Source organism: Tessaracoccus pujii, from assembly GCF_055326215.1.
Map to the genome: position 1 here is coordinate 244,556 of NZ_JBUZNP010000001.1, position 14,780 is coordinate 259,335.

Annotated in this window: 12 protein-coding genes; 10 read left to right on the top strand and 2 right to left on the bottom strand. The window is 68.8% G+C overall.

All coding sequences use genetic code 11. The annotated features are described in order from the left end of the window. The first annotated feature begins 87 nt into the window (after nucleotides 1-87). From ACZK5N_RS01060 to ACZK5N_RS01100, 9 genes are all read left to right on the top strand, one after another. Complete coding sequence (locus tag ACZK5N_RS01060) at nucleotides 88-984, top strand: glycosyltransferase family 2 protein (protein ID WP_459017988.1); 897 nt, start codon at nucleotides 88-90, stop codon at nucleotides 982-984. After that, on the top strand, nucleotides 981-1,988 hold the full coding sequence (locus ACZK5N_RS01065) for a CgeB family protein (protein WP_459017989.1): 1,008 nt from the start codon (nucleotides 981-983) through the stop codon (nucleotides 1,986-1,988). The genes ACZK5N_RS01060 and ACZK5N_RS01065 overlap by 4 nt, the downstream gene beginning before the upstream one ends. An 83-nt stretch (nucleotides 1,989-2,071) precedes the next feature. Then, on the top strand, nucleotides 2,072-3,001 hold the full coding sequence (locus tag ACZK5N_RS01070) for a prephenate dehydrogenase (RefSeq protein WP_459017990.1): 930 nt from the start codon (nucleotides 2,072-2,074) through the stop codon (nucleotides 2,999-3,001). Nucleotides 3,002-3,210: 209 nt separating this feature from the next. Beyond that, nucleotides 3,211-5,454: an N-acetylneuraminate synthase family protein gene (locus ACZK5N_RS01075; protein ID WP_459017991.1), complete on the top strand. Its 2,244-nt coding sequence runs from the start codon at nucleotides 3,211-3,213 to the stop codon at nucleotides 5,452-5,454. Nucleotide 5,455: 1 nt separating this feature from the next. Further along, nucleotides 5,456-6,499 (top strand): glycosyltransferase family 4 protein, encoded by a 1,044-nt coding sequence (locus ACZK5N_RS01080; RefSeq protein WP_459017992.1) that lies wholly within the window; start codon nucleotides 5,456-5,458, stop codon nucleotides 6,497-6,499. Continuing rightward, entirely contained in the window at nucleotides 6,496-7,527 is a 1,032-nt protein-coding gene (locus ACZK5N_RS01085; protein WP_459017993.1) for a glycosyltransferase family 4 protein, read from the top strand. The genes ACZK5N_RS01080 and ACZK5N_RS01085 overlap by 4 nt, the downstream gene beginning before the upstream one ends. Further along, the gene (locus tag ACZK5N_RS01090) at nucleotides 7,524-8,459 is read left to right on the top strand and encodes a glycosyltransferase family 2 protein (RefSeq protein WP_459017994.1); all 936 of its coding nucleotides are present in this window, start codon (nucleotides 7,524-7,526) and stop codon (nucleotides 8,457-8,459) included. Before ACZK5N_RS01085 ends, ACZK5N_RS01090 begins: the two co-directional genes overlap by 4 nt. 1 nt (nucleotide 8,460) lies before the next feature. After that, nucleotides 8,461-9,615, top strand: coding sequence for a glycosyltransferase (locus ACZK5N_RS01095; RefSeq protein WP_459017995.1), 1,155 nt, complete (start codon nucleotides 8,461-8,463; stop codon nucleotides 9,613-9,615). Further along, the gene (locus tag ACZK5N_RS01100) at nucleotides 9,602-10,780 is read left to right on the top strand and encodes a hypothetical protein (RefSeq protein WP_459017996.1); all 1,179 of its coding nucleotides are present in this window, start codon (nucleotides 9,602-9,604) and stop codon (nucleotides 10,778-10,780) included. Before ACZK5N_RS01095 ends, ACZK5N_RS01100 begins: the two co-directional genes overlap by 14 nt. On the opposite strand, the gene ACZK5N_RS01105 is transcribed toward ACZK5N_RS01100, so the two are convergent. Beyond that, nucleotides 10,774-12,306 carry a tyrosine-protein kinase domain-containing protein gene (locus ACZK5N_RS01105; RefSeq protein WP_459017997.1) on the bottom strand — a complete coding sequence of 511 codons (1,533 nt, stop codon included), beginning with the start codon at nucleotides 12,304-12,306 and terminating at the stop codon, nucleotides 10,774-10,776. The two genes, ACZK5N_RS01100 and ACZK5N_RS01105, sit on opposite strands and share 7 nt — an antisense overlap. A 152-nt stretch (nucleotides 12,307-12,458) precedes the next feature. Between ACZK5N_RS01105 and ACZK5N_RS01110 the strand changes: the two genes are divergently transcribed. Next, nucleotides 12,459-13,877: a sugar transferase gene (locus tag ACZK5N_RS01110; protein ID WP_459017998.1), complete on the top strand. Its 1,419-nt coding sequence runs from the start codon at nucleotides 12,459-12,461 to the stop codon at nucleotides 13,875-13,877. A 14-nt stretch (nucleotides 13,878-13,891) separates the two neighbouring features. On the opposite strand, the gene rfbA is transcribed toward ACZK5N_RS01110, so the two are convergent. Next, on the bottom strand, nucleotides 13,892-14,758 hold the full coding sequence (rfbA, locus tag ACZK5N_RS01115) for a glucose-1-phosphate thymidylyltransferase RfbA (protein ID WP_459017999.1): 867 nt from the start codon (nucleotides 14,756-14,758) through the stop codon (nucleotides 13,892-13,894). Between the last annotated feature and the right edge of the window lie 22 nt (nucleotides 14,759-14,780).

Genomic DNA, 14,780 nt, shown 5'->3' on the forward strand with positions numbered 1-14,780 from the left:
CTCTCAGGGGGGATCTGCCCCACACACAGAGTGGGATCCGGGTGCGCCCTGAGTAGGTAGGCTGTTTGAGTGGCAGGAGGGGGGCCCATGGTGTCGACACCACCAACGGTGAGCGTAGTCATACCCCACTACGGCGACCCTGCGCCCGCGCAGGCTCTTGTTCGGCAGCTCGTACCGCAGCACCCTCACCAGATCATCGTGAGCGACGACTCCTCACCCCATCCCTTCCCCGCCACCGACGGAGTGGTCGTCGTGCGACGTCCGTCCAACGCCGGCTTCGGCGCAGCAGTCAACTCCGGCGCCGCGGCGGCAACCGGCGAGCTGTTGCTGATCCTCAACAGCGATCTCGAGATCTCAGGCGACTTCGTCAGCGACCTGGTGACCGAAGCCGCGCCCTGGCAGCCAGCGGTGGTGGCCCCGCGCGTCGTCGACCATGCCGGCAATGCGACCCACAGCGCACGCCGCTGGCCGACGACGATCAACCAGACACTCGAGTGGCTGACGCCGCTCGCCCGCTGGCGCGACCGCTCCTGGCTCAGGCGGTTGCTGGGTCATGACCTCCGCCTCTTCACCACCGACGCACCCATCGAGGTCGACTGGCTGGTGGGGGCCGCGTTCATGGTGCCCACCGCCGAATTCCGAGCCGTGGGTGGGCTCGACGAGAGATTCTTCATGAACTCCGAGGAGATCGACCTTCAACGTCGCCTCGCGGAGCGCGGACTGATGAGGGTCTACCTGCCCGCGGTCAGTGTCACCCACGAGGGCGGGGGATCGTCAGACCCCGCGAAGCGTCGCCGCTGGCTCGTGACCGCTCAGGTCCGCTACGCGGAGAAGTGGGGAGGGGCCCGTCGCCTCCGAGCCGCACTCAGCGCGGCCACCGTCGTGAACTTGATGTGGAACTGTGTGCGCGCCGCGCGGGGAGTCGACGTCACACCGGTAAGCACCGCACGCGAGGAACTCGCACTGATCTGGGGCGCGTCGTGACCCGCCTTCCCAAGCTGCTGCTGCTGAGCCCGGTCTTCCACGGCTACTCCACGAGCATCGCCGCCGGGTTCCGGCAGCTCGGCTTCCAGATCGACACCCACTCCTATGACGCGAAACAGACGTTCGGCCAGAAGCTGTCCCACAAATTGCTGCACGAACTGCCCACCAGGGTGGGGTTGGGCGACGAGCGCCCGCATACAAGGCACAGCGCCGAGGCCGCGGAAGCCATCCGCGCGTCACGGCCGGACATCACCCTGGTCATCCGAGGCGATCAGTTCGCAGAAGCTGTGTTCGACGCCCTCGACGACGTGGGGTCGCGCAAGTTCCTTTGGCTCTGGGACGAGGTCCGCAGGACGGCGCACGATGCGGCGTCCCTGGATCGCTACGACCACCTCATCTCCTACTCGCCCAATGACGCGCAGGCGTTCAACGACGGCGGCCGGGCGTGCCTCCACCTGCCGAACGCATTCGACCCCGCTATGACCCCCACCCCGCGCCACTCGCCTGAGGTGATCTTCATCGGGGCGCGCTATCCCCGACGCGACGAACTCCTCACCGCGGTCGCCGACGCGGGGGTGCCACTCCGCTGCTTCGGGCGGGAGTGGTCGCGCCACCCCTTCGACCGCGCCCGCACCTGGCAGGTCACCCGCCCCGACGTGCCTGCGGCCCGCGACATCGACCGCGCCGACGGCTACGCACTCACCGCCGGCGCCCCCGCTGCGATCAACATCCACGGAGACCAGGACGGCTTCACCATGAAGACCTTCGAAGTGCCAGGGGTGGGGGGCGTGCAGCTGGTGGACCGCGACGACGTGGCGGCGTATTACGAGCCCGGCCGCGAAGTCGCGGTGTTCCACGACGCGGACGAACTCGTGGAGCTCTGCCGCCGGGCGATCAGCGACGACCGGTGGGGCGACGCCCTCCGCGAAGCAGGAAGAAAGCGCACGCTCGCCGAGCACACGTGGGCCCACCGTGCCGCGAAGGTGGCGCAGCTGTGGGCCTGAGGCACCTCGACCACGAATCCTGGCGCCGCTGGCAGGATTCGCGCAGGCGGGTTCAGCTGATCAGGGCCCGGCTCCGTCATCCCATGACACCGAGGACCACGCCCGACGAAACTCACCGGGTCTGGGTCCGCGGAACCCACCCCGCCCTGTTGGTGGCGTGCGACTCCAACTCGCCCACCAACCATCACGCACTGCTCGCGCCACTGGGTTCCGCGCAGGACCTACCCGCCCTCGTGGTCCATCCGGAGGGTGTGGACCTCAGACTCCCCGGAGTGGGCTGGCGCGAGGCGACGGATCCCCACCAGATGTTCAAGGAGGTCCGTGCCGTGGCGTCGATCGGCGACCACCTCGGGGTGGGTGCCTGGGCTCACGCGCTGGCCGGCCGACGCGGGTGGCGCCAGTTGGTGATCCAGCACGGGCTGCTGACCCCCTTTTCTCCCCCACCCCCACCGTCTGTCGAGGTGTTGGCATGGTCCGAGGCCGATGCGGCCTTCATCACGGAGGGCCGCCCGGACCTGACCGCTCAAGTGGTTGGCTCTCCGCTGCTGGCCGCGGCTGCGGCCAACCCGGCCCCACACGTGAGCCGATTCGCCAGACCCGTCTTCCTCGGTCAACTCCACGGGGCCGAACTTTCGCGCTGGTCCATGACCCGCTCCGTGACCGAGTTCTGGCGGCTGACCGACGCCACCTACCGGCCGCATCCCCGCGAGGAGGACAAGCTGTCGCGGGCACAGCACGCGCTCTGGCACAGGCTCGGCATGGACATCGACGCGTCGACCCCGGTCACCGAGCTGGACCGGCCCGTCGTCAGCGCCTTCTCGACCGGTGTCCTCGAGGCCGCCGCCCGCGGGATCCCCGCATGGGTCTTCCACATGTCGCCGCCCCCCTGGCTCGAAGAGTTCTGGGAGCGCTATGCCATGAGTCGGTGGGGTGGGGAGCCCACGCCACCCCCCGCTGTAGAGCCTGACCCTGCGAGCCGGATCGCACATCATCTTGCGGAGGCCCAGACATGAACCACATCGACGTGTCGATCATCACCTGCGTCCGCAACGCGCCAAGCCCCTGGGCCGCCAACTCCAGGCCGCCCGCATCCCAGCCGGTCAGCAATCCTGAGGCCGCTGTCTTGCGAGGGCGTCAGCTCGGGTCGCGGGTGTGCCACGATGGAGCTTCACGCACACTCGTCTTCGACTAGTCGTCGCAGAGGCTTGGGGGCACTTCCGGCATGATCATTGAGCGTAACGTGGCGGCACTCGCCATCCGCGACAACGAATCGATCCTCAGCGCACTGCGAAAGATCGACGCCAACCGCTCCCGCATCATCTTCGTCGTCGACGGGCACGGCCACCTCATCGGTTCGTTGTCCGACGGGGACGTGCGGCGTTGGCTGCTGGCCGAGAGCGACGCGTCGCTGGATACGCCGTGCAGCCGCGCGGCCAACTCCCGGTGTATTCGCGCCACCGTCGCCACGCCGCACGCGGACATCGCCGCGCTGATCTCCGGCGTTGTCACCCACGTTCCGCTTGTCGACGAGCAGGACCGGCTCGTCGCCGTCGCCAGCAACGACCGCCGAGCACTGATGGTGGGCCGCCACCGGATCTCCGACGACGAGCCCACGCTGGTCATCGCCGAGATCGGCAACAACCACCAGGGAGACGTGGGCTTCGCCAAGCACCTCGCGGACCTCGCGGTGGACGCCGGCGCCGACGTGGTGAAGTTCCAGCTCCGCGACATGGACGCCCTCTACCGCCAGAGCGGGGCTGCCACCGGCGGGGAGGACCTGGGGGCCCAGTACACGCTCAACCTGCTGGCCAAGTACTCGCTGACGGCCGAGCAGATGATCAAGGTGTTCGATCACTGCCGGGCACGGGACGTGGATGTGCTGTGCACACCGTGGGACGCGCCCAGCGTCCACGTGCTGGCGGAGTACGGCGTCCCAGCGCTCAAGGTGGCGTCTGCGGACATGACCAACCACACCCTGCTCGCCGACATGTTCGCCACCGGGCTCCCGCTCATCGTGTCCACTGGAATGAGTACGGAGGCCGAGATCGTCGAGGCCGCCGACCTCCTGCGCGGCTCCGGGTCCCCCTTCGCCATGCTGCACTGCCAGTCCACCTACCCGGCGCCGTTCAGGGACGTCAACCTGCGCTATCTCGCGCGGCTGGCGGAGATCAGCGGTGGCCCCGTCGGCTACTCCGGCCACGAGCGGGGCTTCCACGTGCCGCTCGCCGCCGTCGCCATGGGCGCCCGCATCATCGAGAAGCACTTCACGACCGACCAGAGCCTTGAGGGCAGCGACCACAAGGTGTCGCTGCTCCCCGGAGAGTTCCGTCAGATGGTCTCGCGGATCCGGGAACTGGAGGAGGCGCTCGGCACCGGCGACGCGCGCGTGGTCTCCACCGGCGAATCGATGAACCGGGTCAATCTCGCGAAGTCGCTGGTGGCCACCCGACGGATCGGGGTGGGCGAGCGTATCAGCCGCGACGACGTCACCGTCAAGTCCCCCGGACGCGGCCTGCAGCCCAACCGGCTCGACGCCCTGCTGGGCCGCACGTCGCGACGGGTGGTGGAGGAGGGGGACTTCTTCTACCCCGGAGACCTCACGGACGCCGTGTCACAGGGGCGGCCCTACTCCTTCCGGCGGCCCTGGGGCCTTCCGGTCCGGTACCACGATCACGCGAAGCTGATCGAGGGCACCAACCCGGACTTCCTCGAGTTCCACTTCTCCTACAAGGACGTGGAACTCGACATCGACGACATCTTCACCCACCGCCTGCCGATGGCGTTCACCTGCCACACGCCGGATCTGTATGCCGGCGACTTCATCATCAACCTGGCGAGCCGCGACGAGGCGGTGTGGGAGCGGTCCGTCCACGAGACTCAGAAGGTCATCGACATCACGCGGGACCTCACCCGCTACTTCACCTGCGACGAGGCCCCTGTGGTCATCGCGACGATGGGCGGCTTCACCGCCGACGGTTTCGTCGACGCGTCCGAGCGGCCCGCGCTGTACGCCCGCATCGCCCAGGCCATCGAGCGGCTCGACACCACCGACGTCCGGCTGACCGCCCAGACGCTCCCGCCGTTCCCCTGGCTGATGGGCGGCCAGCAGTACCACAACCTGTTCATGGGGCTGCAGGACACGGTGGACTTCTGCCACCAGTACGGGCAACGCCTGACGTTGGACATCTCCCACTCGAAGCTGGCAGCCAACTTCCACAAGATGCCCTTCAGCACCTACGTGGAGGCGTTGGCCCCGCTCACCGAGCACCTCCACATCGTCGACGCCGAAGGCGTCGACGGAGAGGGGCCGCAGATCGGCGAGGGCGAGGTCGACTGGCCCGTACTGGCGGAGCAGTTGGACCGGCTCGCGCCGGGCGTCGGGTTCATCCCGGAGATCTGGATGGGTCACACCAACAACGGTGAGGGGTTCTGGACTGCCCTCGACCGGCTGGAGCAGTGGTTCTGACGTGACGGACGTGGCGTTGTGGGTGGTGCCGGTGAGCAACCTCGCCGGCGTCGCCCGTCACGTCCTCGACGTCGCCCGCGTGGGCCTGCCGGGCTACGCGCTCCAGGTGGCCGCGCCCTCCGGGCCACTCCTCGAGGAGCTTCGCGAGCTGGGCGTCCCGACACATGAGGTTCCGCTGGACGGATCCCCCCGTCGTGCCGTGCCGACGCTCCGGACCCTCGTGCGTCAGGTCCGGCCGCGCGTCGTGCATTCCCACCTGGCTCGGGCCGACTTCCTGGCCGTGGCTGCCACCGTCGGGCTGCCTGTCAGCCTGGTGTCCACCGAACACGGCATCGCCGCGGACTCGCGCCTGTATCACGGCGGCCGAGCCAAGGCCGGCGTCCGACGCGCTCTGCACCGCCTCCGCACCCGCCGCTTCGCGGCTCTCATCGCGGTGAGCCGCTCCACGCGGCGGGAAATGGTCCGCGCCTGGCGCCCAACGCAACCGGTCCACGTGATCCACAACGGCGTGGATCCCACCGGATCGCCTAGCCGCCTTCCGGGACACCGGTTCCTCACGCTCTCCCGGTTGGCCCCGGAGAAGGGGCTGGCAGCAGCGCTGGAAGCGTTCTCGGCCATGGCCCGCAGCGCCCCGGAGGCCACCCTCACCATCGCCGGAATTGGGCCGGAGCGCGCGGCCCTGATCGCCCGGGCAACAGCGCTGGGGCTCGGCGACCGCGTCACCTTCCCGGGCCACGTGGACCCGGCGGCCGCCCTGGCCTCCCACGACGTTCTCGTCCAGCTGTCGCTGTGGGAGAACGCGTCCTACTCGATCCTGGACGCCGTCACGCACGGATTGGGCGTGGTGGCCACCCCAGTGGGCGGAAACCCGGAGATCCTGCCGGCCCACTGCATGGTCGACTCCAGCGACTCCAGGAGGGTGGCCGAGGTCATGACCGAGCAGGCCGCCGACCCGGCTCGCCGGCCCGCGCTCCCTGACGGATGGCCGACCGTGGAGTCGATGGCTGGACAGATCGCCGGGATCTACGATCGGCTCGAGCGATGACCGCCGTGACCTTCGCTGCCAACCGGGGCGAGATGGGCGGCGGCGAGGTCATGCTCCTGGCCATGGCCGAGGCCACCCGCGCGTCGGGGCGTGGCGCAAGGGTGGTGGGCCCACCCGGTGTCCTTCTCGACACCGCGGCCGCCCGCGGCTTCGCCACCGTGGAGATCCACGGGCGCACCCCCGTCAGCTACCTCCGCGGGCTCCGAAGGTGGGCGGTGACGGCCGCACCCGAGTTCCTGTGGTGCAACGGCCTCCGGCCCGCCTTGGCCACCTCGTCGCTCCCGCGACGGGTGGTGCATCTGCACTCGTTGCCGTCGGGTCGTTTGCGGCCTCTCCTCCCCCTGGCGACCGCCGGGGCCGACGACGTACTGGTCCCCTCCGAATGGTTGCGGCGGCAGCTGGGCGTCACCACGAGCACGCTGCACAACTGGACCAGCGACCTTCCCTTCTCCCCCCACCTGCCGCCTCGGGACGGCTCGCCACTCCGGCTGGGCTTCCTCGGCCGCCTCACCTCCGCCAAGGGCGCCGTCGTGCTCGCGGACGCTCTCCGGATCCTGCAGGGCCGCTCGCCTGGCCGATTTCCCCTAGTGGTGGGCGGGAAAGCCCTGTACGCCGGCAAGTCCGACGCGACCCGCGTCGACGCCGCCCTGGGCACCCTCTCACCTGCCCCGGTCCGGCTCGGCTGGGTGGAACCGGGGGACTTCTTCGGGCAGGTGGACCTTGCAGTCTTCCCGTCCGTGGCGCCAGAGTCCTTCGGACTGGTGGCGGTGGAGGCGATGGCCGCCGGCTGCCCGTTCGTCACCACCGACGCCGGAGCGCTCCCCTCGGTGACCGGCCACGATCCGGCTTTCGTCGCAGAAGCCGGCAACGCCGAGCATCTGGCCACAACCATCCTTGACGCCGTCGCCCGCTACACGCCCGCACACCTTGAACAGTCCCGGCGGAGGTGGGCGGAGCTCTACTCTCCGAGTGCGGGGGTCGCGCGATTCACGCGCTACCTGTCCGAGTGGGAGGAACGGTCGGCATGACACTCGCCTCGGTGATCATCCCCAGCCGCGGCGGCGCCCAGCGACTCCCCGCCCTGCTCTCGGCGCTGGCGGCGCAGGACGATCCTGCCTGGGAGGCCATCGTCGTCATCGACGGCGACATTGACGGCTCCGCCTCCGTGGTCGCCCGCTACGAGAGGCAACTCCCGGTCCACTGCATCGTCTTCCCCGAGAATCGCGGCCGTGTGGCCGCCCTCAACGCCGGGTTCCAGGCCGCCGCCGGCGACGTGCTGATCCGCTGCGACGACGACCTCGTGCCAGACCCAGGCTTCATCCGCACACACAAGGCAGAGCATCTGCGGGGCCCCCACGGGGCCATCGGACTGTACCTCAACCGGTTGCCGGACACCCCCTACGCCCTCGCCTACGGCCGGGACGCCGATGCGCGATTCCGGCGAGATGCGTATGCGGCGGCATCTGATCGCGTCTGGCGCTACTGGGCCGGCAACTGCTCCGTCACCCGAGAGGTATGGGAGAAGGTCGGGCCCTACGACCCCGACTACCGCGCCTACGGCTGGGAGGACGTGGACTGGGGCTACCGCCTGCACCGGCTGGGAGTGCCGGTCCGCCTCGTGCCCGCACTCGAGACCCCCCACTTCGTGGCAGCGGTCACCACCCGCAGCCGGGTGTTGCGCGCCTTCCACTCGGGAGCTGCCCGCCGCCTCTTCGAGGCCAAGCACGGCACGGACCTGCTGGCCAGCGCCGTGCCCCCACAGCGGGGAGTGTGGAACCGGCTTGTTCACCTGACCGCCCGTTTCGGCTCGCGCAAGGGACTCGATCTTGCCTCGCGATGTGTGGACCACTCCGCTGCCATTCTGCCGCGCGCCGTCTCGGGCAAGGTGATCGCTCTCCTGGTCGAGGGGGCAGCGGTGGCCGGCTACCAGAGGCCGGGCCAGATCACGACGGAGTTCTGACGTGCCCACTCGCCCCCGGGTTGCCATCGCGCACGACTACCTCACCCAACGCGGCGGCGCGGAGCGGGTGGTGCTGGCCATGCTGCGGGCCTTTCCCGACGCGGCCATCCACACCACCGTCTACGACCCGGACGGCACCTTCCCCGAGTTCCGTCAGGCCCGCATCCTCACCACCCCACTGAACAGGCTCGGCCTGCTGCGGCGGGACCATCGGATGGGCCTGCCCCTTTACCAGCCCTGGATCTCGCGCGCTCCGGTGATCGACGCGGACGTGCTCCTGGTTTCCACCACCGGCTTCGCCCACGGGTTCCGCACCACCGGCCGGAAGCTGGTCTACTGCCACTCGCCGGCACGGTTCCTCTACCTCGTCGAGGACTACCTGGGAGCACCGGCGGGTCGGTCCCCGGTGGGGTGGGCCCTCTCCGCGCTGCGTCCCGCGCTGGTGCGGTGGGACCAACGCGCCGCCAGGTCCGCGGACCGCTACCTCGCCAACTCCAGCGTGGTCCGTGAACGGATCAGGGACGTGTACGGACTCGATGCCACCGTCGTGCCCGCTCCCCCGGCGGTCCACGACTCGGTTCACCCCCAGCCCATGGCCGAATTGGAGGACTGGCCCTCGTTCCACCTGGTGGTCTCGCGGCTGCTCCCCTACAAGAACGTGGACAAGGTCATCGAGGCGTTCCGTGGTTTGCCCGACGAGAGGTTGGTCATCGTCGGCAGAGGCCCCCTGCGTGACCAACTGCGTCGCGACCTCCCATCCAACGCAAGGATGCTCGAAGGACTCACTGATGGGCAGCTCGCGTGGGCCTACGCGGCCGCCACCGCGCTCATCGCGCCCAGCTTCGAGGACTACGGCCTCACTCCGCTCGAGGCAGGCATGCTCGGCACGCCGACCCTGGCGCTGCGGGCGGGCGGCTACCTGGACACCGTCGCTGAGGGCATCAGCGGCTCCTTCTTCCCCGCGGCCACAGTGGGCGCCATTACCGAAGCGGTGGTGGCCAACCGTGGGGTTGCCTGGGACGACGCGGCCATCCGAAGGCACGTGGGGGCGTTCGACGAGGCCCGCTTCGCAGCTGCCCTCCGGCGGCACGTGGCGGAACTTGTGCCAGAATCGTCGGGCAGCATCAGGGAGGGGGGCCGCAGTGAGTGCGCATGACGTCGCTCTTCTGCCACCCCGCGGCGCCGAGTCCGGCACCGGTAGATGGCTCGACGAGTGGGGCGACATCGTCATCCCCGTCTTTCTTCTAGGCATGCTCCTCCCCGTCAGGGGAATCGAGTTCCTCGTTCCCACCATGACTCTGCCGATCAATACCCTCGCCTGTGTGGCCCTGGTACTGATCGGCGTCTGGGCGTCATCCAGGTGGAGAACGGGCAACATGCTGGTCCTACTGTCCGGTTTCTCCCTCGTGTTCTGGCTCGTGGCCAGAACCATCGTCACGCACGGGCTCGGCGAACTCCGCCGGACTGTCAACATACTCACGCTCTTCGCCATCACGGCCGTCATCGCGTCGGGCCGGCTGCACATCCGCTCACTCGCGCGCGGCATCGTGGTGGGGGCGGTCGTCGCCCTCGCCGTCAGTGCCGCCATGATTCCCCTCAGCAACTACGCCGGGCGGCTCACCGGCGTGCTGGGTGATCCCAACGGGGCGGGCTACGTTCTGCTCGCACTCGGATTCGCCGCCGCGCAGTCGCTCTCCACCCGCCGGATGCGCCTCATGTTCTGGGCACTCCTCGGTCTGGGAGCTGTTCTGACAGTGTCGCGCACGACGATCTTCGCCTTCGGCGCGGTCTCCCTCTGGGTGTTGCTGGCCCCCAGGGTGAGTCGCCTCATGAGCCTGGCGGCCATGGCTGGAACAGCAGCGCTGTACGCGTGGGTCACGAACCTGGCCGAGGCCGCGGGCTGGTTCGCCGAGCGCGACGGATCGGATGATCTGCGGGAGGCCTTGGCGATCCAGGAGCAACAGATGTCCGCCGGCGCAGGGTGGCTGGGCGAGGGTCTCGGCACCGCGATCGTCGACATCCGCGGCACCACGCTGTTCTTCCACAACAGCTACCGGGCGCTGCAGACCGAGGGTGGGGCCGTCGCGATGGTTCTCCTGCTCGCGCTATTGGTGGGTGTGTTCTGGATGTTCCATCAACTGCCGGCGGGGGAACGTCCTGTGTGGAGCGAGGCAGCGCTGCTGAGCACGCTCATCGCCTCCTTCAACATCGGCTTCTCCCTGACCAGCCCACCGATCGCGATCGCCCTGGGTCTGTACCTCGCCTACCACGGCGCGGCGCGAAAGCGGTTGGCCTCAGAAGCCGGCACAGACGATCAGTGACCGGCGCTTCGCTTCGCCGAGCGTTGCACGACCCGGGCTGGTACCGGCTCCGGCTCCGGCTCGGCACGGGGTGCTTCGCGGCGCACGGAGATCGGGGCGCCGTCCTCGTCATCCACAGTCGCCGCACCCGTCCCGTAGTAGGCCTGGTACGCGCCGCCATGCCCGGCGCCGTACACCACATTGCCCATCGACCTGCGGCCGGCGCGGTGTAACACGGTGCCCAGAACGGACCCGCCCACCTGCTTGAGGAGCTTCGTGGCCATCCTCAGCTGCTCCTTGTGCGTCTTGCCCACGCGGGCCACCAGCACCGCACCGTCGGTGGCAGCCGTGAGGAGGCCCGCGTCGGTGACCGCCAGGATGGGCGGCGCATCGGTGATCACGAAGTAGTGTTTCGCCAGACCAGCCAGAAGGGTCTTCATCCGCCGCGACCCCACCATCTCGCTGGGGTTCGCGGGCACCTTCCCCGAGGTCAGCACCATCAGGTTGGGTTCGTTGGTCTGTTGCAGCGCGTCCTCCACCGACACGTCGCCCACCAGCACCTGCGAGAGCCCGACGGCGTTGTCTGCGCCGAAGATCTGGTGCTGCACGGGTTTGCGGAGGTCGGCGTCGATGAGGACGACCGGCTGCCCTGATCTGGCGATGAGTACGGCGAGCGTGGAGGAGATGGTGGACTTCCCCTCGCCCGGATTGGCCGAGGTGACGACGATGGACCGGGGCGGGGAGTCGATGTTGACGTAGCGGAGGTTGGTCCGGAGTTGCCGCAGCGCCTCACCTGCCGCTCCGAGCTTGGACAAGCTGATCCTGGCCCCGGTGCGGGCCTCCGCGAGTTCCTTGGTATCCGGAATGACACCGAGGACCCCATGTCCAGTCTCAGCCTCCACGTCCGCCATGGTGCGGACCCGGACGTCGAGCTTCGAGCGCACAAAGGCCAGGGCCAAGCCCAGACCCAGGCCGAGGCCGGTGCCGATCAGCAACAGGCGCACCCAGTCCGGCGAAATCGGCGTGGAACTGGCCGTGGCGGGGCTGTAGGTCGCGATCCGGACCGCCACGTCGTCGGGCAACGCCGCCGTGCCATCCTCCGTCGGAGTCCGCATCTCAAGCGCCAGCGCCTCATCGGCCAGGGCTTGCAGACCCGCGTCGGCCAGCATGCGCGCCTCCTCGCCGGAGCCCCCCGTCGCATACACCGTGATCAGGGGGGTTCCCGTGACGATCGACGCGCTGATGGTGCCACCGGCAGCTCCGGGCTCGGCCTGTAGCTCCGGCGACTGGATGGCCCGATCCCGCACGGCTCCAGTGCCGGCCAGGGCTGCGTACACGGCGGCCCGCTGCTGCGAGAGCGCACTGCCGCTCATCGCGCCGCCCACGCTGGTGTTGTCGCCTGCGACGACGATGCCCGTGGCGCTCGACTGGTACACCACCGGCTGCACGTAGGCGTACGCCGCCGATGCGCCGAGGCCCAGGAGCGTCATGAGGACGATCAGGAGCGCGGAGTGGCGAAGAAATCGGACGAACTCGAGCAGCGTCACGTGTGGGACCCCCGGGACCATGGCGCGGGTGTCGATTCCCGCGGTTTTCCTGAGTATAGGCAACCGCGCTTATCCCCCCGCATTGTCCGCCAAGTCGGCACATGGCACGGCCCATCGCTACAGTGAGGTCAAGGGGGATGGTGGGGACCACTATGCGCAATTCGTATCGCTGGGCGCTCGTCGCCTTGGATACTGCCCTCATCGTCGTCGCCACGTATACGGCTGTGGCGCTGCGGCGATGGTCTCCCTTCCTGCAGAGCATCAACGACGCGGACCGCCTGGTGCTGCCCGTCGCGCCTCTCATCATCGTCGTGTGGCTCGGCTCGCTGGCGGCCGGGGGTGCCTACCGTGAGCGCCACTGGGGGGTCGGCGTGGCGGAATACCGGCAGGTATTCAACTCGTCGCTGTTCTTCCTGCTCACGCTGGGCTTCTCCGCGTTCATCTTCGACTATCCCCTCTCCCGAGGTTTCGTCGCCATCCTGGTGGCCATCGGCATCCCCGCACTGGCGATCGGCCGGCTCACCGCCCGACGGCTCCTCCAATACCTTCGCCGGAGCGGTCGCTTCTGCGTTCCCACCCTCGTCGTCGGCGATCAGGGGGCCGTCGACGACGTGGTCGCCGTCCTGCGTCGCGAGACGTGGCTGGGGTACACACCCGTGGGCATCGTCGCGCCGCCGGAGGATGAGGCGATCGACGTCGCCGCAGCGCCGTCACAGGGCCTGTCGGAGGTGGGGACCCTGGACGATCTGTTGGAGGTGATCGACCGCACGGAGGCACGGGCCGTCATCTTCACCACCGGATCCGTGCGCCGAGGTCGTGAATTCAACGAGATGGCGCGCAAGCTCGAGGGTCACCGTGCGCAGATGGTGGTGGTTCCCGCCATGACCGACATCTCCAGTCAACGGATCCACGTGACACCCGTGGCAGGCCTCCCTCTCATGCACGTCGGGAAGCCGCAGGCCGAACGTTCGCTCCGATTCACCAAACGAGCCTTCGACGTGATCGGCGCGCTCCTGCTCCTGGTCATACTCTCACCGCTGATGCTCGCAACCGCCCTCCTCATCAAAGTCGGCGACGGCGGCTCGGTCCTGTTCCAGCAGCACAGGATCGGCGTGGGCGGGAAGCCCTTCAAACTATTCAAGTTCCGCTCGATGGTCCCGGACGCCGAGCAGATCCGCGCGGACACGCTCGAGGACAGCAACGAGTCCGACGGCGCACTGTTCAAAATCCGCGAGGACCCACGCATCACCCCGATTGGACGGTTCATCCGTCGTTTCTCCATCGACGAGCTCCCGCAACTGCTCAACGTGCTGCGCGGGGAGATGAGCCTGGTGGGACCCCGTCCGGCGCTCGAGCGCGAGGTTGAGCAGTACCGGCAGTACGTGCGCCGCCGCCTCGATGTGCGCCCTGGCATGACCGGCCTCTGGCAGGTATCTGGGCGCTCGGACCTGGGGTGGGACGACACGGTTCGCCTTGACCTCTACTACGTCGACAACTGGTCCATGCTTCAGGATCTGGTCATCCTCCTGCGCACCTTCCGGGCCGTCGTGCGCTCACAGGGCGCGTACTGAGCCCTGGACCGAGGTCAGCCCTGCAGCAGGTTCCGCAGGTAGGTTCCATAGCCGGACTTGTCGTAGCGGGCGGCGCGCTCGGCCAGTTCGTCGTCGGTGAGGAAGCCGCGACGCCAGGCTGCTTCTTCGGGGCATCCGACCTGCAGGCCTTGGCGGGCCTGGATGGTGCGGACGAAGTTGCTGGCGTCGTTGAGGGAGTCGAAGGTGCCGGTGTCGAGCCAGGCGGTGCCGCGTGGGAGGAGGTCGACGTGGAGTCGTCCCTGGTCCAGGTAGACGCGGTTGACGTCGGTGATCTCGTACTCGCCGCGGGCGGAGGGCTTGAGGTCGCGGGCGATGTCGACCACATTCTCGTCGTAGAAGTACAGCCCCGGCACGGCCCAGTGGGATTTCGGATGGGTGGGCTTCTCCTCGATGGAGATCGCCAGCCCGGTGGGGTCGACTTCGACGACGCCGTAGGCGGTGGGGTCGGCCACCTGGTAGCCGAACACCAGGGCGCCGTCGATGGATGCGGTGCGCTCCTGTAGCCGCGACCCGAGCCCGGGGCCGGAGAAGATGTTGTCGCCCAGGATCAGGCACGAGGGGCCGCCGGAGACGAAGTCCGCGCCGATGGTGAACGCCTGCGCCAGTCCGTTGGGTTCGGGCTGCACGGCGAACGTGAAGGTCACGCCGAACTGGCTGCCGTCGCCGAGGAGGTGCTCGAACGCGGTGGCCTCGTGGGGGGTGGTGATGATCATCACCTCACGGACGCCGGCGAAGATGAGGGTGGCGAGCGGGTAGTAGATCATGGGCTTGTCGTAGACCGGCATCAGTTGCTTGCTGGTGCCGAGCGTGATCGGATGAAGCCTGGAGCCGGTGCCACCGGCGAGAATGATCCCCCGCATGTCCCCACCTTGGCACATCCGG